Origin of the sequence: Pseudomonas sp. USHLN015, assembly GCF_037153275.1 — a bacterium.
GTDB classification, from domain to species: domain Bacteria; phylum Pseudomonadota; class Gammaproteobacteria; order Pseudomonadales; family Pseudomonadaceae; genus Metapseudomonas; species Metapseudomonas tohonis.
In genome coordinates this window covers 133,686-154,442 of sequence record NZ_JBBCKP010000007.1, presented here as the reverse complement: position 1 = coordinate 154,442, position 20,757 = coordinate 133,686, and the positions used below count along the sequence as shown (strand labels likewise).

The 20,757-nt window shown below is 67.1% G+C and carries 21 protein-coding genes and 1 tRNA gene; 10 read left to right on the top strand and 12 right to left on the bottom strand.

What is annotated here, in order from left to right:
• Nucleotides 1–46: 46 nt before the first annotated feature.
• The 4 genes from WFQ67_RS15865 (at nt 47) to WFQ67_RS15850 (ending at nt 5,239) form a co-directional block, all read left to right on the top strand.
• Entirely contained in the window at nt 47–1,306 is a 1,260-nt protein-coding gene (locus WFQ67_RS15865; protein ID WP_337057452.1) for a murein hydrolase activator EnvC family protein, read from the top strand.
• Nucleotides 1,307–1,337: 31 nt separating this feature from the next.
• On the top strand, nt 1,338–2,666 hold the full coding sequence (locus tag WFQ67_RS15860; protein ID WP_236234729.1) for a S41 family peptidase: 1,329 nt from the start codon (nt 1,338–1,340) through the stop codon (nt 2,664–2,666).
• 298 nt (nt 2,667–2,964) lie between these two features.
• Nucleotides 2,965–3,651 (top strand): divergent polysaccharide deacetylase family protein, encoded by a 687-nt coding sequence (locus WFQ67_RS15855; RefSeq protein WP_244863102.1) that lies wholly within the window; start codon nt 2,965–2,967, stop codon nt 3,649–3,651.
• Nucleotides 3,652–3,748: 97 nt separating this feature from the next.
• Nucleotides 3,749–5,239 carry a hypothetical protein gene (locus WFQ67_RS15850; protein ID WP_337057451.1) on the top strand — a complete coding sequence of 497 codons (1,491 nt, stop codon included), beginning with the start codon at nt 3,749–3,751 and terminating at the stop codon, nt 5,237–5,239.
• 155 nt (nt 5,240–5,394) lie between these two features.
• Here the strand turns inward: WFQ67_RS15850 and WFQ67_RS15845 are convergent, their stop codons facing one another.
• The 8 genes from WFQ67_RS15845 to WFQ67_RS15810 form a co-directional block, all read right to left on the bottom strand.
• The gene (locus WFQ67_RS15845) at nt 5,395–6,150 is read right to left on the bottom strand and encodes a substrate-binding periplasmic protein (RefSeq protein ID WP_111260736.1); all 756 of its coding nucleotides are present in this window, start codon (nt 6,148–6,150) and stop codon (nt 5,395–5,397) included.
• A gap of 131 nt (nt 6,151–6,281) precedes the next feature.
• Nucleotides 6,282–7,037 (bottom strand): substrate-binding periplasmic protein, encoded by a 756-nt coding sequence (locus WFQ67_RS15840; RefSeq protein WP_173170984.1) that lies wholly within the window; start codon nt 7,035–7,037, stop codon nt 6,282–6,284.
• A 137-nt stretch (nt 7,038–7,174) separates the two neighbouring features.
• Nucleotides 7,175–7,945 carry an imidazole glycerol phosphate synthase subunit HisF gene (gene hisF, locus WFQ67_RS15835; RefSeq protein ID WP_111260738.1) on the bottom strand — a complete coding sequence of 257 codons (771 nt, stop codon included), beginning with the start codon at nt 7,943–7,945 and terminating at the stop codon, nt 7,175–7,177.
• Nucleotides 7,946–8,028: 83 nt separating this feature from the next.
• A complete protein-coding gene (gene hisA / locus WFQ67_RS15830) occupies nt 8,029–8,775 on the bottom strand; it encodes a 1-(5-phosphoribosyl)-5-[(5-phosphoribosylamino)methylideneamino]imidazole-4-carboxamide isomerase (RefSeq protein ID WP_337057450.1) in 747 nt (248 codons plus the stop codon).
• Nucleotides 8,776–8,871: 96 nt separating this feature from the next.
• Nucleotides 8,872–9,132: a DUF2164 domain-containing protein gene (locus WFQ67_RS15825; RefSeq protein ID WP_213626857.1), complete on the bottom strand. Its 261-nt coding sequence runs from the start codon at nt 9,130–9,132 to the stop codon at nt 8,872–8,874.
• A gap of 3 nt (nt 9,133–9,135) precedes the next feature.
• Nucleotides 9,136–9,774 carry an imidazole glycerol phosphate synthase subunit HisH gene (hisH, locus tag WFQ67_RS15820; RefSeq protein ID WP_213626859.1) on the bottom strand — a complete coding sequence of 213 codons (639 nt, stop codon included), beginning with the start codon at nt 9,772–9,774 and terminating at the stop codon, nt 9,136–9,138.
• The gene (hisB, locus tag WFQ67_RS15815) at nt 9,774–10,367 is read right to left on the bottom strand and encodes an imidazoleglycerol-phosphate dehydratase HisB (RefSeq protein ID WP_111260742.1); all 594 of its coding nucleotides are present in this window, start codon (nt 10,365–10,367) and stop codon (nt 9,774–9,776) included. The genes hisH and hisB overlap by 1 nt, the downstream gene beginning before the upstream one ends.
• 151 nt (nt 10,368–10,518) lie before the next feature.
• Complete coding sequence (locus WFQ67_RS15810; protein ID WP_213626860.1) at nt 10,519–12,174, bottom strand: OFA family MFS transporter; 1,656 nt, start codon at nt 12,172–12,174, stop codon at nt 10,519–10,521.
• A 160-nt stretch (nt 12,175–12,334) separates the two neighbouring features.
• Here WFQ67_RS15810 and WFQ67_RS15805 point away from each other — a divergent pair, with 160 nt between their 5' ends.
• A complete protein-coding gene (locus WFQ67_RS15805; protein ID WP_337057449.1) occupies nt 12,335–12,733 on the top strand; it encodes an acetyl-CoA sensor PanZ family protein in 399 nt (132 codons plus the stop codon).
• A gap of 3 nt (nt 12,734–12,736) precedes the next feature.
• On the opposite strand, the gene WFQ67_RS15800 is transcribed toward WFQ67_RS15805, so the two are convergent.
• Nucleotides 12,737–13,954, bottom strand: a complete 1,218-nt coding sequence (locus WFQ67_RS15800) for a sterol desaturase family protein (protein ID WP_337057447.1) — start codon at nt 13,952–13,954, stop codon at nt 12,737–12,739.
• Nucleotides 13,955–14,167: 213 nt separating this feature from the next.
• Here WFQ67_RS15800 and WFQ67_RS15795 point away from each other — a divergent pair, with 213 nt between their 5' ends.
• The 5 genes from WFQ67_RS15795 to WFQ67_RS15775 all read left to right on the top strand — a co-directional run bounded on the left by WFQ67_RS15795 (nt 14,168) and on the right by WFQ67_RS15775 (nt 18,177).
• Complete coding sequence (locus WFQ67_RS15795; RefSeq protein WP_337057445.1) at nt 14,168–16,393, top strand: AsmA family protein; 2,226 nt, start codon at nt 14,168–14,170, stop codon at nt 16,391–16,393.
• A complete protein-coding gene (gene mutY, locus WFQ67_RS15790; RefSeq protein ID WP_213626868.1) occupies nt 16,390–17,457 on the top strand; it encodes an A/G-specific adenine glycosylase in 1,068 nt (355 codons plus the stop codon). Before WFQ67_RS15795 ends, mutY begins: the two co-directional genes overlap by 4 nt.
• Nucleotides 17,454–17,726 (top strand): oxidative damage protection protein, encoded by a 273-nt coding sequence (locus WFQ67_RS15785; protein WP_173170964.1) that lies wholly within the window; start codon nt 17,454–17,456, stop codon nt 17,724–17,726. The genes mutY and WFQ67_RS15785 overlap by 4 nt, the downstream gene beginning before the upstream one ends.
• Before the next feature lie 77 nt (nt 17,727–17,803).
• Nucleotides 17,804–17,879, top strand: a tRNA-Phe gene (locus tag WFQ67_RS15780).
• A gap of 169 nt (nt 17,880–18,048) precedes the next feature.
• Nucleotides 18,049–18,177 carry a hypothetical protein gene (locus tag WFQ67_RS15775; RefSeq protein ID WP_337057444.1) on the top strand — a complete coding sequence of 43 codons (129 nt, stop codon included), beginning with the start codon at nt 18,049–18,051 and terminating at the stop codon, nt 18,175–18,177.
• A 6-nt stretch (nt 18,178–18,183) separates the two neighbouring features.
• On the opposite strand, the gene WFQ67_RS15770 is transcribed toward WFQ67_RS15775, so the two are convergent.
• From WFQ67_RS15770 to WFQ67_RS15760, 3 genes are read right to left on the bottom strand one after another with little or no spacing between them, the layout of a single operon-like run.
• On the bottom strand, nt 18,184–19,368 hold the full coding sequence (locus WFQ67_RS15770) for a hybrid sensor histidine kinase/response regulator (RefSeq protein ID WP_213626869.1): 1,185 nt from the start codon (nt 19,366–19,368) through the stop codon (nt 18,184–18,186).
• Nucleotides 19,358–19,942, bottom strand: coding sequence for a chemotaxis protein CheB (locus tag WFQ67_RS15765; protein ID WP_337057443.1), 585 nt, complete (start codon nt 19,940–19,942; stop codon nt 19,358–19,360). Before WFQ67_RS15765 ends, WFQ67_RS15770 begins: the two co-directional genes overlap by 11 nt.
• Nucleotides 19,939–20,757 carry a CheR family methyltransferase gene (locus tag WFQ67_RS15760; protein ID WP_173170951.1) on the bottom strand — a complete coding sequence of 273 codons (819 nt, stop codon included), beginning with the start codon at nt 20,755–20,757 and terminating at the stop codon, nt 19,939–19,941. The genes WFQ67_RS15765 and WFQ67_RS15760 overlap by 4 nt, the downstream gene beginning before the upstream one ends.

Below are 20,757 nucleotides of genomic sequence, written 5' to 3'. Positions count from 1 at the left end.
GACGGGCATACTAGGCCCGTCTTCTTCCCTGGTGCCGCACGCCCCCATGTTTCGCGCCCTCACCCTCATTCTCCTTGCCTGCCTGCTCGCGCCGGCCGTCGCCGACGAGCGCGCGCAGACCCAGCAACAGCTGGACCAGGCCGCCAAGGACGTCACCGAACTCAAGAAACTCCTCAAGCAGCTGCAGGAGGAGAAGTCCGGCGTGCAGGCGGACCTGAAGAAAACCGAATCGGAGATGGGCCAGCTGGAAAAGCAGGTCAAGGACCTGCAACAGGAACTCGACAAGGGCGAAGGCGAAGTGAGGCGCCTGGACCAGGAGAAAAAAAAGCTCCAGGGCGCGCGCCTTGAACAGCAGAGGCTGATCGGCATCCAGGCGCGCGCCGCCTACCAGAGTGGCCAGCAGGAATACCTCAAGCTGCTGCTCAACCAGCAGCACCCCGAGAAATTCGCCCGTACCCTCACCTACTACGACTACCTCAGCCAGGCCCGCCTGGAGCAGCTCGACGCCTTCAACGAGACCCTGCGCCAACTGGCCAACGTCGAGCGCGACATCGCCACCCAGCAGGCCGCGCTCGTCGAGCAGAAGAGCGCCCTGGACGGCCGCCGCGAGCAACTCGCCGGCCTGCGCAAGGAGCGCCAGCTGGCCCTGGCCAAGCTCAACCGCGACGTGACCGACCGCGACCAGAAGCTCAAGGCCCGCCAGCAGGAGCAGGCCGAGCTGGGCCGTGTGCTCAAGACCATCGAGGAAACCCTCGCCCGCCAGGCCCGCGAGGCCGAAGAGGCACGCAAGCGCGAACTGGCCGAACGGCAGCGCCAGGAAGACGAGCTCAAGCGCTCCCCGGCCGCCGCCAAATCCCTTTCCGGCCCCCTGGTTTCGAGCACCGGCGGCAACTTCGGCGGCCCCTTCGCCAGTGCCCGGGGCAAGCTGCCCTGGCCGGTCGATGGCCGTCTCGTTGCGAGATTTGGAACTCCTCGCGGCGAAGACGCACGAACTAAGTGGGACGGCGTGCTGATCGGCGCCGCCGCAGGCAGCCAGGTGCGCGCCGTGCATGGCGGCCGCGTGGTCTTCGCCGACTGGTTGCGCGGCGCGGGGCTGTTGGTCATCCTCGACCACGGCAACGGCTTCCTGAGCCTGTACGGCCACAACCAGAGCCTGTTGAAAAATGCCGGCGACATCGTCAAGGCGGGGGAGTCCATCGCCACCGTCGGCACCAGTGGCGGGCAGGATACGCCCGCGTTGTATTTCGCCATCCGCCAGCAGGGCCGCCCCAGCGACCCCGCGCAGTGGTGCCGGGCGCAAGGATAAGCGCCACTTCATTCCGTAGGAGTTGATTCGCATGCCGCATCTGTCCCGCCTTACCTCCCTGGCCATGGCCCTGGCGCTGCTCGGCGGTGCATCGCTCGCCTCCGCCGCCCAGGAGCCCGCAGCGCCGGCGCCCGCCCCGGCACCGGCGGCGAACGGCAAGGCACCGCTGCCCCTGGACGAGCTGCGCACCTTCGCCGAGGTGCTGGACCGGATCAAATCCGCCTACGTCGAACCGGTGGACGACAAGACCCTGCTGGAGAACGCCATCAAGGGCATGCTCAGCAACCTCGACCCGCACTCCGCGTACCTGGAGCCCGAGGCGTTCCAGGAGCTGCAGGAAAGCACCAGCGGCGAATTCGGCGGCCTGGGCATCGAAGTGGGCACCGAGGACGGCTTCATCAAGGTCGTCTCGCCCATCGACGACACCCCTGCCTCCAAGGCCGGCATCCAGCCGGGCGACCTGATCGTCAAGATCGACGGCCAGCCGACCAAGGGCCTGTCGATGATGGAAGCCGTGGACAAGATGCGCGGCAAGGCCGGCAGCCCTATCGTGCTGACCCTGGTACGCGAGGGCGGCCAGCCCTTCGACGTCGAGCTCAAGCGCGCGGTGATCAAGGTCAAGAGCGTCAAGAGCCAGCTGCTGGACAAGAACTACGGCTACATCCGCATCACCCAGTTCCAGGTCAACACCGGCGAGGAAGTGGGCAAGGCGCTGGCCAAGCTGCGCAAGGACAACGGTGACAAGAAACTCGCCGGCCTGGTCCTGGACCTGCGCAACAACCCCGGCGGCGTGCTGCAGTCCGCGGTGGAGGTGGCCGACCACTTCCTCACCAAGGGCCTGATCGTCTACACCAAGGGCCGCATCGCCAACTCCGAGCTGCGCTTCTCCGCCGACCCGGCCGACGCCAGCGAAGGCGTGCCGCTGGTGGTGCTGATCAACGGTGGCAGCGCCTCGGCGGCCGAGATCGTCGCCGGCGCCCTGCAGGACCACAAGCGTGGCGTGCTGATGGGCACCGACAGCTTCGGCAAGGGCTCGGTACAGACCGTGCTGCCGCTGAACAACGACCGCGCCCTGAAGCTCACCACCGCGCTCTACTTCACCCCCAACGGTCGCTCCATCCAGGCCCAGGGCATCGTCCCCGACGTGGAAGTGGCCCGCGCCAAGGTGACCCGCGAGCAGGACAGCGAGAACTTCAAGGAAGCCGACCTCGCCGGCCACCTCGGCAACGGCAACGGTGGCGCCGACAAGCCCAGCTCCGGCAAGGCCAAGGCCGCCCAGGCCCGCCCGCAGGACGACGACTACCAGTTGAACCAGGCGCTGAACCTGCTCAAGGGCCTGAACGTCACCCGCGGGGATTGAGGTGAGCCGGGGAGCCTGGCTGCTGGCGCTGCTGCTCGGCGCGTCGGCGACCCAGGCCCGCGATCCCCTTCCGCCCCTGCCCCGGCTGCCCCTCGCGGCGCCGGAGCAGGCGGCGCCCGCCCAGGCGCTGCCCATCCAGCCCGGCCCCTTGAGACTCGGCCCCGAGCAGCCGGCCACCGCCTCGCCCACCGCCCCTTCCAACCCAGGCCCGGCAACACCGCCCGCCAGGGCCGACAGGCCGGCGAAGACCGCCTCCCCCGCTCCGGCCACCCCGCTCGACAGCCGCCAGCGTCCACGCCTGACGCTGGTGATCGACGACCTCGGCCAGACGCCCGAGCGCGATCGCCGCGTGCTCGCCCTGCCCGGCCCGGTGGCCCTGTCGATCATCCCCGACGCGCCCCACGCCACCCAGTTGGCCAACACCGCCCACGCCGCCGGCAAGACGGTGATGCTGCATCTGCCCATGGACCCGGCCGGCGGCCCCTTCGCCTGGCACCCGGGCATGCCGGTGGACGAACTGCAGCGGCGCCTCGACGCCGCCTTGCGCGTCGTGCCCCACGCCCAGGGCCTGAACAACCACATGGGCAGCCGCATGACCGCCCAGCCCCAGGCCATGGCCTGGCTGATGCACCGCCTGCAGGGCGATCACCGTTTCTTCATCGACAGCCGCACCAGCGCCGCCACCGTGGCCGCCGCCGAAGCACAGAAGATCGGCCTGGCGAGCCTCTCGCGGGACGTCTTCCTCGACGACGACATGCACCCCGAAGCCATCGCCGCGCAGTTCGAAGCCGCCCTCAAGCTCGCCCGCAAGCAGGGCTCGGCGGTGATGATCGGCCACCCCCACCCCGCCACCCTGGCGTTGCTCGAACGCGAGCTGCCGCGCCTGAAGGCGCAGGGCTTCGAGCTGATCGGGGTGCAGCAGATGATCGCCCTGCGCAGCAACCGCGCCATGGCGGCCCACGGCAAGGGCGGCGTCTATCGCTGAATCGGCGTGCGCCAGCGCATGTTCCCCGGCACAGCGGCTGGGCAAACGGACGTCGAGTCCTTAGGCTTCAGCGCTTCTCCCGCAAAGATGCCGTTCCATGCCCCGTCGCCAATCCCTGATCAAGGCCCTCGTCATCCTGGCGTTCGTCATCGCCGCCGTGGTGCCCACGGGCTACCTCTGGATCATCGTCAGCGCCAAGCTGGAACTCGGCGGCGCCAGCCCGGGCGAAGCAGTCGTGGGCACCACCAGCCGCGTCGAGCAGCGGGCCCGGCAGCAATACTGCACCGGCGTGCTGGCGACACCGAAGAACACCTGGCTGGTCGGCCGCATGGACCGCGCGGAAAAGACCGAAGGCCAGCCCGGCATCGACCTCGATGCCCTGATCCGCGGCAATGCTGCCGAACAGGACGACGAGGAGCCCTCGGGCTTCGGCGGCCTCTTCGGTGGCGGCTTGTCCAGCGACCCGCAGACCACCTACCTGTCACGGCTCGACGACGAGGGTGAATTCGTCCAGGTCGCCCACCTCGGCGAAACCGCCTGCCTGGTGGCGACGCCCGATGGCGACACCCTCTACCTGCTCACCGGCGTCAACCGCCCCGAGGATGCGCAGCAGGCGGACATCCGGCAGACGGTGGTCCTGCGCAGCGACGACCAGGGCACCAGCTGGGCGCCCCTGGAACAGGGCCTGCTGGCCGAAGCCAACGACCTGGCCTGGTCGCTCGAGCCCTACTTCTTCGACAACCAGCAGTTCTGGGCCTGGGCCAGCCTGCCGCAGAGCAGCAGCGCCTATGGCGAGCCCGAGAACCTGCGCGGCGGCCTCTACTACTCGCCCGACCAGGGCGCGACCCGCGAGGCGATCATCGCCAGCGACGACCTCCTGGTCAGCCTCGACGCCATCCGCAGCCGCGCACCGGAAGGCGTCAACTGGGGCGACTACAACGGCGGGTACGGCCGCATCACAAGCCATGTCCAGCAGTTCGACGACCAGCACGCGGCGATCTGGGTCTCGCAGTCCTTCCTCTACGGCGAGCCCGACGGCAAGTACCTCACCACCCCGGTGTTCGTCACCAGCAGGGCCCGCCTGGTACGTGACGGCGGCCAGTGGCGGATGGGGCCGCTGGAGCGGGAGTACGGCCTGCACCTGGACGAGGTGGTGAGCAACGACGACGAGCGCGTGATCGCGGTGATCGAGCGCGAGGGGGAAGAAGCCGTCCAGGTCGCCGAACTGGACCGGCAGACCCTCGCCTGGCAACCCCGGGGCAGCCTGCCCAGCCCGTTCTGGCCACTGCCCTCCAGTACCGGCCTGCGCGGGTTCAGCATCGGCAAGGGGGTGCTGCTGGCCAATACCGACAGCAGCTACAGCGTCCCCCTGTGGCTCTACCCCACGGCCGATGGCGAGCCGGCGACCATTTCCTCCGACGCGGTGTTCTATTCACGGGACTGGGGCCGGAGCTGGAGCCGCCTCGCCATCGAAGGCTACCTGGGCGTGCAGGGACTGGACCCGCGCACCGACCGGGTGTTCTGGGCGGAAGGCGACTGGTACGACGTCAACCCGGACAAGCGCATCCACAGCTACCGCCTGGACTGACGCGCACGGCGAATCCTGCCGGAACGGCTCTGCATGAAGGTGTTCATGGGTAATGGGCAGCCCGCATGCATGCGGGGCCTGATCGACAGAACGTCAACGCACCAGAACGGTGCAAGCGCCACCCACCCCTGCTGGGTGGGTGGCGGCAGGCGGGATCACAGGTAGTTCTTGGTCACTTCGTCGACGAAGCCATCGGCGCGCATCTGGTCGAGGGCCTTCTGCAGGCGCTCGATCACCTCGTCCGGGGTGTCCTTGTTGAAGGCCAGGTACAGCTCGGCATCATTGAAGCGCAGCACGGTCTGCAGGCCGGTGACGCCTTCCTGCTTGGCCAGGTAGCGGCCGACCGGGTCGGTGGTGGCCCACAGGTCGATCTGGCCCTTGATCAGCTTCTTCACGTTCTCCTGGTCACGCAGGGCGTTCTGCGGGGACAGGCCCTGGCTTTCCAGGTGCTGGCTCACGGCGTCGTTCTTGTAGGCGCCGATGCGGTACTGGCCGGCGCTCTTCAGGTCCTTGAGGGCGATATTGTTGCCCGGGGCGGCGAGCAGCACCCAGCCGGTCTTGGCGACGGGGCCGACCCACTTGAACAGCGGCTGGCGCTCGGGGGTGAAGGTGGTGGAGAACAGGCCGTAGTTGGGCTTGTCCAGGGTCAGGCGATACAGCCGGTCCCAGGGGAAGCGCAGGGTGAGGGTGTATTCGATGTTCGCGCGCTTGAACATCTCGCGGACGATATCGGTGCTGATGCCGTCGATGCCGTCGTCGCGGGCGAAGTTCTTGTCGTCCACCGCCATGTTGAAGGGCGGGAAGTTCTCGGTCAGCAGCACGACCTTGTAGTCGGCCGGAAGCTCGGCGCGGGCCCCGAAGGCCAGGAACATCAGGCCCAGGGTCAGGGCGTTTCTCATCAGTTTGTGCATTGTCATCCGCTCGCTTGAATTTGTGGTTATGGCTAGCGACTTCCCTGCATGGGCCTCGGCCCACGGACGTATGGATCGCCCCGTCCTGCCATCCAATGGCAAGCGACCGGCTCTTGGCCGGTCGCTGGGTATCACAGGTAGCTGTTGAGGATCTGGTCGACCAGGCCCTCGGCGCGCATCTTGTCCAGCGCGTCCTGCAGGCGCTTGACCACCTCGTCGGGGGTCTCCTTGTTCAGCGCCAGGAACAGCTCGGCCTTGTTGAAGCGCAGCACGGTCTTCAGGCCCGAGACGCCTTCCTGCTTGGCCAGGTAGCGGCCGGCGGGGTCACCGGTGGCCCAGAGGTCGATCTGGCCTTTCTCCAGCTTCTTGGCGTTTTCCTGGTCACGCAGGGAGGTGGTGGCCTCGATGCCTTTCTCGGCCAGGGCCTGGGAGATGGCATCGCCCTTGTAGGCGCCGACCTTGTATTGCTTGGCCTGCTCCAGGCTGGTGAGGCTGATGGTGCTGTCGCCACGGGCGAGCAGGACCCAGTCGTCGGGGCCGATGGGGCCGACCCACTTGAAGGACTGCTCGCGCTCCGGCAGGCGGGCGGTGACGAAGATGCCGTAGTCGGGCTTCTCCAGCGCCAGCTTGTAGATGCGGTCCCACGGGAAGCGCAGGGTCAGGTTGTACTTGATGCCTGCGCGCTTGAACATTTCCTTCACCACGTCCACGGCGATGCCGTCGACGTTGTCTTCCTGAGCGAAGTTCTTTCCGTTGATCGCCATGTTGTAGGGCGGGAAATTCTCCGTCAGCAGCACCACCGAGTAATTCTCATCCACATCGGCGCGGGCGAATCCGGCCAGCACCATGAGGGTGCCCGCCAGAGCGAGCAGGAGGCGTTTCGACATATACAACTACCTTGTAAGGAGGGATGGGAAAAACCGCTGATTCGGTCCCCGTGGGTACAGGGTAACGACGTCAGCCGCCCAGGCTGCGAACCGGATCACGGTTGCAGCCGAAGCTCAATTAAAGGCAAGAATCGTGCTCAACGCACGACGATGCCGCGACTTGCGAGATAGGCCTTGGCTTCCGGCACGGTGAATTCGCCGAAGTGGAAGATGCTCGCCGCGAGGACCGCGTCGGCCTTGCCTTCGAGAATGCCGGCCGCCAGGTGCTCCAGATTGCCCACGCCACCGGAGGCGATCACCGGGATGCCGACGGTTTCGCTGATGGCCCGGGTGACGCCGAGGTCGTAGCCGCTCTTCACGCCGTCCTGGTCCATGCTGGTCAGGAGGATCTCGCCGGCACCCAGCTCTTCCATCTTCTTCGACCAGGCCACGGCATCCAGGCCGGTGGGCTTGCGCCCGCCGTGGGTGAAAATTTCCCAGCGCGGCGTTTCCCCGGGCGCGGAAACCTTCTTCGCATCGATGGCGACCACGATGCACTGGGAACCGAAGCGCGCGGCGGCCTCGCCGACGAACTCGGGGTTGAACACCGCGGCGGTGTTGATCGAGACCTTGTCGGCCCCGGCGTTGAGCAGGTTGCGGATGTCCTGCACGGTGCGCACGCCACCGCCCACGGTCAGCGGGATGAACACCTGGCTGGCCATGCGCTCCACCGTGTGCAGGGTGGTGTCGCGGCCATCGACGCTGGCGGTGATGTCGAGGAAGGTGATCTCGTCCGCGCCCTGCTCGTCGTAGCGACGGGCGATCTCCACCGGGTCGCCGGCGTCGCGGATGTTCTCGAACTTCACGCCCTTGACCACGCGGCCGTTGTCCACGTCGAGGCAGGGGATGATGCGTTTAGCCAGGGCCATGCTTTTTCTCCGAAAAACAGCTGCAGGCTGCAAGCGGCAAGCTTCAAGAGCGAGCCAGGGCCAGCAGCGCCGTTACGTGTCGCTTAAGGCTTGCCGCCTGTCGCCGCATCGCAGAAGGCCTGGGCCTCGGCGACGTCCAGGGTGCCTTCGTAGATGGCGCGACCGGTGATGGCGCCGATGATGCCGGGGGCCTTGGCGGCCAGCAGCTTCTCGATGTCACCCAGGTTGTGGATGCCGCCGGAGGCGATCACCGGGATGCGGCTGGCGGCGGCCAGGGCCGCGGTGGCCTCGACGTTGCAGCCCTGCATCATCCCGTCCTTGGCGATGTCGGTGTAGACGATGGCGGAGACGCCATCGGCCTCGAAGCGACGGGCCAGGTCCACGGCCTGCAAGGTGCTGACCTCGGCCCAGCCGTCGGTGGCGACGAAACCGTCCTTGGCGTCCAGGCCGACGATGACCTTGCCCGGGAAGGCCTTGCACGCCTCGGTGACGAATTCCGGCTGCTTCACCGCCTTGGTGCCGATGATCACGTAGCTGACGCCGGCCTTGACGTAGTGCTCGATGGTTTCCAGGGAGCGGATGCCGCCGCCGATCTGGATCGGCAGGTTCGGGTAGCGCCTGGCGATGGCGGTGACCACCTCGCCGTTCACCGGCTGGCCTTCGAAGGCGCCGTTCAGGTCCACCAGGTGCAAGCGGCGGCAGCCACCCTCCACCCACTTGGCGGCCATGCTCACCGGGTCATCGGAGAACACCGTGGAATCTTCCATGCGGCCCTGGCGCAAGCGCACGCAGGCACCGTCCTTCAGATCGATTGCGGGAATAATCAGCATGTCTTTTTTCCTAACGTCAAAAAGAGCGACAAGTTGCGAGCCTCAAGCTGCAAGCAGGCGCATTCGTGTCTCTTGCAGCTTGGCTGCCTGTCGCTTTCAGCTACCTTTTTCGAGCGCCCACAAATCACTCTCGATGCTTTCGAACCTGTCTTTCAGGTGCGCCTGCACATCGGAGATCGCCTTGTTGTAGAAACTCGGGGCGAATTCCCGGGCGAAGAAATCCAGTACTTCCTCGGCCTCGAAGGAGCCCAGCTCCAGCTCGAAGCGCTCCGCCATGAAACGCTTGATCGCCAGCACGGCGCCTTGCGTCTGGGCGGCATCGAGTTGCAGGACGGGGGCTTTCTTCGCGCGGCTCATGGCTTACCAGCGGCCATCCCAGGCGGCGAAGTTCTGCAGCAGCTGCAGGCCGTTGGTGTGGCTCTTCTCGGGGTGGAACTGCACGGCGAAGCGCGAGCCTTCGGCCAGCGCGGCGGCGAAATCCTTGCCGTAGTGGCCGCGACCGGCCACCTGGCGCGGGTTGCCGGCCTCGATGTAGTAGCTGTGCACGAAATAGAAGCGGCCGTGGTCGGGAATGCCGTGCCAGAGCGGGTGGTCCAGGGTACGGGCCACTTCGTTCCAGCCCATGTGCGGCACCTTCAGGTGCTCGCCGTCCTCCACCATGCCCTTGCCGAAGAAGCGCACCTTGCCGGGGAACAGGCCGATGCAGTCGACCCCGCCGTTCTCCTCGCTGTGCTCCAGCAGCGCCTGCATGCCGACGCAGATGCCGAGGAAGGGACGGTCCTTGCTCACTTCGCGCACCAGTTCGTCGAAGCCCAGGCGGCGGATCTCGGCCATGCAGTCGCGGATCGCACCCACGCCGGGGAAGACCACGCGGTCGGCCTCGCGGATGACGTTGGCGTCGCTGGTGACCATCACCCGCCCGGCGCCCACGTGCTCCAGGGCCTTGGCAACCGAGTGCAGGTTGCCCATGCCGTAATCGATGACAGCGACCGTCTGCATCAGAGCACGCCCTTGGTGGAAGGCATCTGGCCGGCCATGCGCGGGTCGAGCTCGATGGCCATGCGCAGCGCGCGGCCGAAGGCCTTGAACACGGTCTCGATCTGGTGGTGGGTGTTGTGGCCACGCAGGTTGTCGATGTGCAGGGTCACCAGGGCATGGTTGACGAAGCCCTGGAAGAACTCCTGGAACAGGTCGACATCGAAACCGCCGACCACGGCGCGGGTGAAGGGCACGTGCATCTGCAGGCCGGGGCGACCGGAGAAGTCGATCACCACGCGCGACAGCGCTTCGTCCAGCGGCACGTAGGAGTGGCCGTAGCGGACGACGCCCTTCTTGTCGCCGATGGCCTGGGCGAAGGCCTGGCCGAGGGTGATACCGACGTCTTCGACGGTGTGGTGGTCGTCGATATGCAGATCACCCTTGCACTCGATGTCCAGGTCGATCAGCCCATGGCGGGCGATCTGGTCGAGCATGTGCTCGAGGAAGGGCACGCCGATGTCGAAGCGCGCCTTGCCAGTGCCATCCAGGTTGATCGAGACCTTGATCTGGGTCTCCAGGGTGTTGCGTTCGACGGATGCCTTACGTTCGGCCATCACCAGCTCCGCAAAAATCATTGGGCAAAAGGGGCGACATTATAGGCCGAGAATGCGACGGGCTTGAAGCCGATCGGCGGGAGGACTGCAGGAGGGCTGAAACGCACGGGGCCGACATGATGTCGGCCCCGGCGATTCACAGGCGTGGCACTCAGCTGAACAGCGCGGCTGTCTTCTGCAGGGTGATCCACACGCCCCAGGCCAGCGGCAGGCCCACGGCCAGCCAGGCGGCGATCACCAGCGGCTTGCTGGACGGATCGGCCGCCCACTCGAGGTCCGCGGCTTCCTTGGTGGCGTCATGGCCGATGGCGCGCTCGGCGGCCAGCTCGGCGTCGGTCATGAAGTGCTTCGGATCGACCGGGCGCACCAGCATGTTGCAGATGAAGCCCAGCACCAGCAGGCCGGCGAGGATGTACAGGGTGATGTCGTACGCGGCGGCACGCTCGACGCCGATGCTCAGCTGGTATTCGCGGATGTAGTTCACCAGCACCGGGCCGAGGATGCCGGCGAAGGCCCAGGCGGTCAGCAGGCGACCGTGGATGGCGCCGACCATCTGGGTGCCGAACAGGTCCGCCAGGTAGGCCGGCACGGTGGCAAAGCCGCCGCCGTACATGGACAGGATCAGGCAGAAGCAGAACACGAAGAACGCGACGCTGCCCAGGTGACCGGTCCAGGGCACCAGCGCGTAGAGCACGAAGCCGAGGGCGAAGAACACGAAGTAGGTCGCCTTGCGGCCGATCAGGTCGGAGAAGGACGCCCAGAAGAAGCGGCCACCGATGTTGAACAGGCTCAGCAGCCCGGTGAAGCCCGCGGCGATGGCGGCGATCTGCGCCAGCTGCGCGGCATCGAGCTGGTTGAAGCTCAGGTGGTTGCCGATCAGCTTGCCGGCGAAGACTTCCTGCAGCAGCGGGGAGGCCATGCCGATGATGCCGATGCCGGCGGAGACGTTGAGGCACAGCACCGCCCAGACCAGCCAGAACTGCGGGGTCTTCCACGCGGTGTTCACGTGGACGTGGCCCTTGGTGATCATCGCGTTGTTGACGCGTTTCACCGGCGCGGTCCAGCCCTTGGGCTTCCAGCCGGTCGGCGGCACGCGGTAGGCCAGGGCACCACCGACCATGAAGACGAAGTAGATCGCCGCCATGACCACGAAGCTCTGCCACACGCCGACGCTTTCAGCGCTGGCGAAGTGGTTCATCAGCTCGGCGGCCAGGGGCGCACCGACCATCGCGCCACCGCCGAAGCCCATGATCGCCATGCCGGTGGCCATGCCGCGCTTGTCCGGGAACCATTTGATCAGGGTCGACACCGGCGAGATGTAGCCGAGACCGAGGCCGATGCCGCCGATCACGCCCAGGCCTACCCACATCAGCCAGATCTGGTGGATATAGACGCCGAACGCCGCGATCAGCAGACCGCCGCACCAACAGAAGGCCGAGACCAGGCCCGCCTTGCGCGGCCCGGCATGCTCCAGCCAGCCGCCCCAGACGGCGGCCGAGCAGCCGAGGAAGATGAAGAACAGGGTGTAGATCCAGCCGAGCATCGAGATCTGCCAGTCGCAATCGCTGGCGAAGACCTGGGCGAAGAAACCCAGCTCGGGGGCACAGGCGACCGGCGCGCTGATGCCGATGGCCTTGGACAGGGGCAGCCAGAACACGGAGAAACCGTAGGCCATGCCGATGCACAGGTGGATGGCGAGGGCTGCCGGCGGAACCAGCCAGCGGTTGAAGCCCTGTCGGGCCACCGTCCGTTCCTTCGACAGGAACGCAGGCCGGACGTCACTGCCCGGACTCAAGGTACTGCTCATTGATTATTTATCCTTTATAGGTGCACGCAGGTGGGCGGCCCGTACGAAACTGGTTGCTCCCCAAGCACGGGCCACACGCAAAACCGCAAGTCCCACGAGACTGCGGCATTGCGTCGCGTATTATCCCGCCGTCACCGCCCGCGCCTCAATAAGGACTCGCATGCCCGTCATCGTCGAAACCCCCAGCACGATCAGCGATCAGGACAGGAACGACCTCGCCCGCATCTATGCCGACGCCCCCGATTGGCTGTTCGCACCTTTTGCCGGGACTGAGCACCTGGTCACATCCGCGCTGGCAGAAGGCATCCTGATCACCGGCCGCTTCAACGATCGCCTGCTCGGTGCCGCGCTGCTGCGCCGAGGCGAAAAGCACTGGCAGCTCTCGCACCTGTGCGTCCGCGCCATCACCCGCCAGCGTGGCGTGGCCCGGCGCCTGCTCGACGAAGCCCGGCGCATGGCCCGCGAGGCCGGCTGCGAGCTGCAGCTGGCGGCCCCCGCCGACCACCTGGAAAGCCAGGCCCTGGCCGCCCGCACCCACCTGCCGCTGGTCGGCTTCTGAGCCTCAGGCCGTCGCGGCGCCCTCCGTCGCGCGGCCCAGCCACCCCAGCCAGGCGAGGCTGCCCAGGCAGAACCCCGCCAGCGCCACAGCCAGCCACCAATACCCCGGCGCCAGCCAGGCGGCCCAGCCCAGGGCCAGCCCGGCCATCGCCACTAGGCGCATCGCCTCGACTCGCCACAGGTTGCCGCGCCCCTCGAACAGCAACCCCAGGCTCAGGCAGCCGGAGAGGATCGCCAGCACAAGCAGCCAGGGCTCCCACACCGCCGCGCGGCGCACACAGGCGAGAAACCCCAGCGCCAGCAGGTTGATCACCAGGAACTGCACGAAGGCGTAGGCCACCAGCTGGCGGGGGTAGTTGGCCTCGAAGCGCGCCTCGGTCATCGCCGGCCAGGGCCGTTCGCGCACATCCGCCGGGCGCCAGCCGGTAGGCATCCACCACAGGCGCAGCTTGTCCCACCAGGAGCGCGTCGCCCGGGCGTCGGCCCAGAGCAGCCGCCACCAACTGAACTGCAGGCGGATCGGGTCGAAGGTGCGCACCGGCGTGGTCACGCCGTAGATCACCGGCTCGCGCTCCTCGGTGAAGGTGCCGAACAGCTTGTCCCAGAGGATGAACACGCCACCGTGGTTGCGATCGATGTAGCAATCGTTCTGGCCGTGGTGGACGCGGTGCAGCGATGGCGTCACCACCACCTTCTCCAGCCAGCCGAGGCGCCCCACGTGCTGGCTGTGGATCCAGAACTGGTAGGTGAGCTGCACGCCCAGCAGCACCAGGAACAGCGGCAATGGCAGCCCGAGCAGCGCCAAGGGCAGGTAGAAGGGCCAGTCGAAGGCGGTCTGGAAGGCCCCCTTGCGCAGCGCGGTGGAGAGGTTGAAGTCCTCGCTGGAATGGTGCGGCTGGTGCGCGCCCCACAGCAGGTTATAGCGATGCAGGGTGCGATGGGCCCAGTAGAAGCAGAAATCCACCGCGACGAAGCCCCCCAGCCAGACCCAGGGCGAGGCCGCATCCAGCTCCAGCAGCCGCCCGTGCTCGTAGAGCCAGGCATAGGGCAGCACCAGCAGCAGACGCAGCGGCCCCTCCAGCAGCACCCGCAGCACGGCGGTGTTGATGCTGGTGGCGGAGTCCGCCAGGCGATAGGTGGAGCGACCGGAATACCGCTCGTAGGCGAGCTCCAGCAGCATCAGCAGGATGTAGAGCGGGAAGGCCAGCACCGCCACGTTCATGGGCACCTCGTCATCGTCATACCGGTGACGGCCAGACTAGATCAGCGCCACGCCGCCCTTCCCGGCCGCTCGCGCCAAACGGTGGTGCGACGCGCGCCAGGTCCGCCGGGCAGCCGGTGAACCGCCGGGCGATTTCATCATCCAAACACCTGACCTCGCGGGCGCTATACTCGGCGCCCTCAATCCAAATGCATCCACCACAAGGACTCGTCCATGAAATCCATCGGCAAACTCCTGGGCCTCCTTCTCCTCGGACTGTTGCTGATCGTCGTGGCGCTGGGCTTCGCCCTGACCCACCTGTTCGACCCCAACGACTACAAGGACGAGATCCGCCAGATCGCCCGCGACAAGGCCAACCTGGAACTCGACCTCAAGGGCGACATCGGCTGGAGCCTGTTCCCCTGGCTGGGCCTTGAGCTGCACGACACCACCCTGGCCAGCGCCGCCAGCCCGGACAAGCCCTTCGCCGACCTCGCCATGCTCGGCCTCTCCGTGCGCGTGCTGCCGCTGCTGCGCAAGGAAGTGCAGATGAGCGACATCCGCGTCGAGGGCCTCAACCTGACCCTGGTGCGCGACGAGAAGGGCCACGGCAACTGGGAAGACATCGGCCGCCCGGCCCAGGCTACCCAGGCCGCGCCTGCCGACGCCGCCAAGCCGGGCGCCCCGGGCGATACCCCGGCCCAGCAGCCCGACAGCGCCCCGGCGCGCCCGCTCAAGCTGGACATCGACAGCCTCACGGTGAACAACGCCCGCGTCGACTACACCGATGCCAAGACCGGCAAGCAGTACAGCGCCGAAAGCATCGAGCTGACCACCGGCGCCATCCGCGAAGCCGCCAGCATCCCGTTCAAGCTCACCGCATTCTTCGGCAGCAACCAGCCGCTGATGCGCGCCAAGACAGAACTGGCCGCCAACCTGCGCTTCGACCGCGCCCTCAAGCGCTACCAGCTCGAAGACGCCAGGCTCAACGGCGAAACCTCCGGCGAGCCGCTCAAGGGCAAGACCCTCACCTTCAACGCCCAGGGCCAGCTGCTGGCCGACCTCGCCGCCAACGTCGCCGAGTGGAACGGCCTGAAGCTCTCCGCCAACCAGCTGCGCGCCCTCGGCGAACTCAAGGTCCACGACCTCGACAAGACCCCGCGCCTGGAAGGCGGCCTGTCCATCGCCCAGCTCGACTTGCGCGAGTTCCTCGCCGGGCTCGGCGTCGAACTGCCGCCCATGCAGGATGCCGGCACCCTGAAGAAATTCGAGATGGCCGCCAAGCTGGCCGGCACGCCCACCAGCCTCGCCCTGGAACAGCTCAACCTGAAGCTCGACGACAGCACCTTCAGCGGCCGCCTGGCCATCGCCGACCTCGACAAGCAGGCCCTGCGCGTGCAGCTCAAGGGCGACAAGCTCGACCTCGACCGCTACCTGCCGCCGCAGAAGAAGGACAAGGACGCCAGCGCCCGCCAGGCCGAAGTGCAAGGCGCCGTCGCCGCTGCTGGCCAAGCCGGCACCACGCCGCTGCCCGACAAGCCCACCCAGCAGGCCTGGACCGAGGAACCGGTACTGCCGCTGGAGACCCTGCGCAAGCTCGACCTGGAAGCCGACCTCGCCTTTGGCCAGCTGACCTTCGACAAGCTGCCCCTGGGCGACGCCCGCCTCAAGGCCCGCGGCAAGGGTGGCCTGGTCGAACTGGAACAGCTGCGTGGCGCCCTCTATGGCGGTGACTTCGACGCCAAGGCCAGCCTCGACGTGCGCCCGCCGGTGCCGCTGATCACCGCGCAGAAGCGCGTCAACCACATCCCGGTGGAGAAGATCCTCACCGCCCTGGAACAGAAGCCCCCGGTACGCGGCGCCCTGGACCTCACCGCCGACATCCGCACCAGCGGCAACAGCCAGAAGGCCTGGGTCGACGGTCTCAACGGCACCGCCAGCTTCGTCCTGAACGACGGCGCGCTGCTCGACGCCAACCTCGAACAGCAGCTGTGCCAGGGCATCGCCACGCTCAACCGCAAGGCCCTCACCACCACCTACAGCGGCAAGGAAACCCCCTTCGAGCAGCTGCAGGGCAGCCTGGTGTTCAACAACGGCGTGGCCAGCAACCCCGACCTCAAGGCGCGCATCCCCGGCCTGTCGCTGAGCGGCAACGGTGATGTGGACCTGCGCGTGCTCGGCCTCGACTACCGCGTAGGCATCGTCATCGAGGGCGACAAGGGCGAGATGCCCGACCCGGCCTGCCAGGTGAACAAGCGCTACGTCGGCATCGAATGGCCGCTGCACTGCCGTGGCCCGCTGGAGATCGGCGCCAAGGCCTGCCGCCTGGACAAGGACGGCATGGGCAAGATCGCCGCCAGGCTGGCCGGCGACAAGATCAGCGAGAAGCTCGAAGAGAAGCTCGGCGACAAGGTCAGCCCGGAACTCAAGGACGCGCTGAAGGGGTTGTTCAAGCGATGAGCCCCGAGCAGTTCTCCAGCGCCGTCCTCGACTGGTACGACCGCCACGGGCGCCATGACCTGCCCTGGCAGCTCGGCATCACCCCGTATCGCGTCTGGGTCTCCGAAATCATGCTGCAGCAGACCCAGGTCAGCACCGTGCTCGGCTACTTCGACCGCTTCATGGCCGCCCTGCCCACCGTGCGCGATTTGGCCGAAGCCCCCGAGGACGAAGTGCTGCACCTGTGGACCGGCCTGGGCTACTACACCCGCGCGCGCAACCTGCAGAAGACCGCGAAGATCGTCATGGAACGCCACGGCGGCGAGTTCCCCCGTGACGTCGAGCAGCTCGCCGAGCTGCCCGGCATCGGCCGCTCCACCGCCGGCGCCATCGCCAGCCTGTCCATGGGCCTGCGCGCGCCGATCCTCGACGGCAACGTCAAGCGCGTGCTGGCCCGCTACGTCGCCCAGGAGGGCTACCCGGGCGAGCCCAAGGTCGCCAAGCAGCTGTGGGCGGTCGCCGAGCGCTTCCTGCCCCACGAACGCGTGAACAACTACACCCAGGCGATGATGGACCTGGGCGCCACCCTCTGTACCCGCAGCAAGCCCAGCTGCCTGCTGTGCCCGCTGCAGAGCGGCTGCCAGGCGCACCTGCTCGGCCTGGAAATCCGCTACCCGATCCCCAAGCCGCGCAAGGAACTGCCGCAGAAGCGCACCCTGATGCCCATCCTGGCCAACCGCGAAGGCGCCATCCTGCTCTACCGTCGCCCCTCCACCGGGCTCTGGGGCGGGCTCTGGAGCCTGCCGGAGCTGGACGACCTCGCCGCCCTCGAACCCATCGCCAGCCAGCACGCCCTGAGCCTGGGCGAGCGCAAGGCGCTGCCGGAACTGACGCACACCTTCAGCCACTTCCAGCTGGCCATCGAGCCCTGGCTGGTGCACGTGGAGGGTGACCAAGGCGCCGTGGCCGATGCCGACTGGCTCTGGTATAACCTCGCCACCCCGCCGCGCCTGGGCCTCGCCGCCCCGGTGAAGAAGCTGCTCAAGCGCGCGGCCGATGTACTGAATGCAGGAGAAAAGCCATGACCCGCACCGTCAAGTGCCGCAAATACAACGAAGAACTGCCCGGCCTCGAGCGCCCGCCCTACCCCGGCGCCAAGGGCGAGGACATCTTCAACAACGTCTCCAGGCAAGCCTGGGACGAATGGCAGAAGCACCAGACCCTGCTGATCAACGAGCGGCGCCTGAACATGATGAACGCCGAGGATCGCAAGTTCCTCCAGGCCGAGATGGACAAGTTCTTCTCCGGCGAGGAATACGCCAAGGCGGACGGCTACGTCCCCCCGAGCGCGTAAGCGCCCGTAAAGGCTGAAAATTTTTTTCGAAACACGCTTGACGACCCCCGACGAAATCCGTTTAATAGCGCCCCGTTGCCCAGGTAGCTCAGTTGGTAGAGCAGGGGATTGAAAATCCCCGTGTCGGCGGTTCGATTCCGTCCCTGGGCACCACCTTCAAGCTTTCAGGTGGTACCGGCATCAGCTGAAAGCAAACGAAAAACCCGCCTAGTGCGGGTTTTTTGTTGCCTGCGATTTTCCTCCGGCACGTGCCATCCGGGTTTCGGATTGAACGCCTGCACCGCGGGCACGCTCGAAACAGCATGACCCCAGGAGGTGCCCCATGACCGGAAAAGACGACCTGCCCGCGGACAAGGATCCGCACAAGCCCGGACGCGACCCCGAGCCCGTCGACCCGGACCGCGACGATGGCGAGCAGCCGCGCGACCCGGACGAGTCGCAGGTGGAGTGAAGGGCCTCAGCCCAGGGGCAGCACCAGACTGAAGGTGGCACCCTCGCCCTTCTCGCTGGTGACGTCGATGCGCCCGCCGTGGGCCGCCACGATCTGCTCGGAGATGTACAGGCCGAGCCCGAGGCCGGCGATCTTCTCCGAGCCGTTGACCCGCTCGAACTGCTGGAAGATGCGGCGCTGGTCGGCCGGCGAGATGCCCACGCCCTGGTCGATCACGTCCACCCAGGCTTCGCCCCCTTCCGCCCGCACCCGCACCCGCACCGGCTTGCCCGGCCCATAGCGCAGGGCGTTGCTCAGCAGGTTGCTGATCACCTGCTCGATGCGGAAGGCATCCCAGACGCCATGCAGCTCGCCTTCCACCTCCAGGCCGAGCTCGCAGCCGGCGCTCTGCATCTGCTGCTCGAAGTTCTCGGTCACGTTGCGCACCAGCCGTCCCAGCTCGGTGCGTTCGGGGCGGATGGACAGCTTGCCGGTGCGGATGCGCGAGACGTCGAGCATGTCCTCGATCAGGCGGATCAGGCTCCTGATCTGGCGCTCGTCACGGTCGAACATGGCTTTGAGCTTGTCCTCGGTGAAGACCGCCGAGTTGCCCTTGGCCAGGTACATCTGGCGCAGCTGGGTGTCGAGGATCAGGCCGTTGAGCGGCGTGCGCAGCTCGTGGGAGACGATGGACATGAAGTCGTCGCGCATCTGCACCGCGCGCTGCAGCTCGGCCTGGGTGGCGCGCAGCTCGGCCAGCAGGGCGTCCTGCTCGCGACGGCCCTGCTCCAGGGCCTCCAGCTGGCAGGCCATGAGCTTGCGCTGGCGGTGCAGCTCGACGAACACCGCCACCTTGCTGCGTACCGCATGGTTGTCCAGCGGCTTGTAGAGGAAGTCCACCGCGCCGCTCTCGTAGCCCTTGAAGGCGTAGTTGAGTTCGCGCCCGGCAGCGCTGACGAAGACGATGGGGATGTGCTTGGTCTTCTCCGTGCCGCGCATCAGCTCGGCCAGCTCGAAGCCGTTCATGCCCGGCATCTGCACGTCGAGGATGGCCAGGGCGAACTCGTGCTCCAGCAGCAGCGCCAGCGCCTCGTCGGCGGAGCCGGCCTTGTACACCCCGCGCCCCTCGCCCTTGATCAACGCCTCCAGCGCCAGAAGGTTTTCCGGCAGATCGTCGACGATCAGCAGCTTGCTCGTTTGGCTAGTCGGCATGGGAGGGGTCCAGTTGGGCCAGGAGTGCGCGAATGCCGCGCAACGGAAGGATGTAGTCGGGCACGTGAGAGGCCAGGGCAGCTTCGGGCATGGTGGGCACCTGCGCCTCGGCCGGGTCCTGGACGATGCTCAGGCCGCCGGCGCGCTTGATCGCGGCGAGCCCGGCGGCACCGTCCTGGTTGGCACCGGTGAGCAGCACGCCCGCCAGCCGCTCCTGGTAGCTGTCCGCTGCCGACTCGAACAGCACGTCGATCGAAGGCCGCGAATAATGCAGCGGCTCCTCGCGACTCAGGGAGAAACTGTGGTCGCTCTCGATCGACAGGTGATAGCCGGGCGGTGCGAAGTACAGCGTGCCGGGGCGCAGGTCCTCCTTGTCCTGGGCCTCCTTGACGCGCAGCGCCAGGCGCCGGCCGAACAGGTCGGCCAACAGGCTGTCGCGGGATTCCGGCAGGTGCAGCACGCAGACCAGGGGCAGGCCGTAGCCGGCGGGCAGCCCGCTGAATACCGTCAGCAAGGCCTCCACGCCACCGGCGGATGCCCCGACCACCACTGCGTCCCGCTTCTGCGCGTTCATAGTTTGCGGAAGACCCTTTCCTGGCGGTTGAGCGCTTCGAAGCGTCCGGAATAGGCGGAGAAGTCCAGGCTCTCCTTGCTACCCAGGCCGAGGAAGCCCCGGTGGCACAGCGATTCGTGGAACAGGCCCAGGGCCCGGTCCTGCAACTGCTTGTTGAAATAGATCAGCACGTTGCGGCAGGAGATCAGCTGGGTCTCGGAGAACACCGCGTCGGTCGCCAGGCTGTGGTCGGCGAAGGTGACGTTCTCCCGCAGCGACTTGTCGAACAGCGCGCCGTCGTACGCCGCAGTGTAGTAATCCGACAGCGACCCGCGCCCGCCCGCCTTGCGATAGTTCTCGCTGTACTGGCGCATGTCGTCAAGGGAGTAGATGCCGCGGCGGGCCTTCTCCAGCGACTGCGGGTTGATGTCGGTGGCATAGATCAGGGTGCGTTCCAGCAGCCCCTCCTCGTGCAGCAGGATGGCCAGGGAGTGCACTTCCTCGCCCGTGCTGCAGCCGGCGATCCACACCTTGATGGAGGGGTAGGTGCGCAGGATGGGCACCACTTCCTGGCGCAGGGCGAGGAAGTAGGACGGGTCGCGGAACATCTCGCTGACCGGGATCGTCAGGTACTGCAGCAGCTCGTGGAATGCCTGGGCGTCGTGGATGATGCGTTCCTGCAGCGCCGAGATGGTGGCGCAGTCGAACTGGCGCAGGGCGTAGAGCACGCGACGCTTGAGGGACGCGCCCGAATAGTCGCGGAAGTCGTAGCTGTACTTCAGGTAGATCGCCTCGATCAGCAGGCGCAGCTCGATTTCCTGGGTGCGTTCGGACAT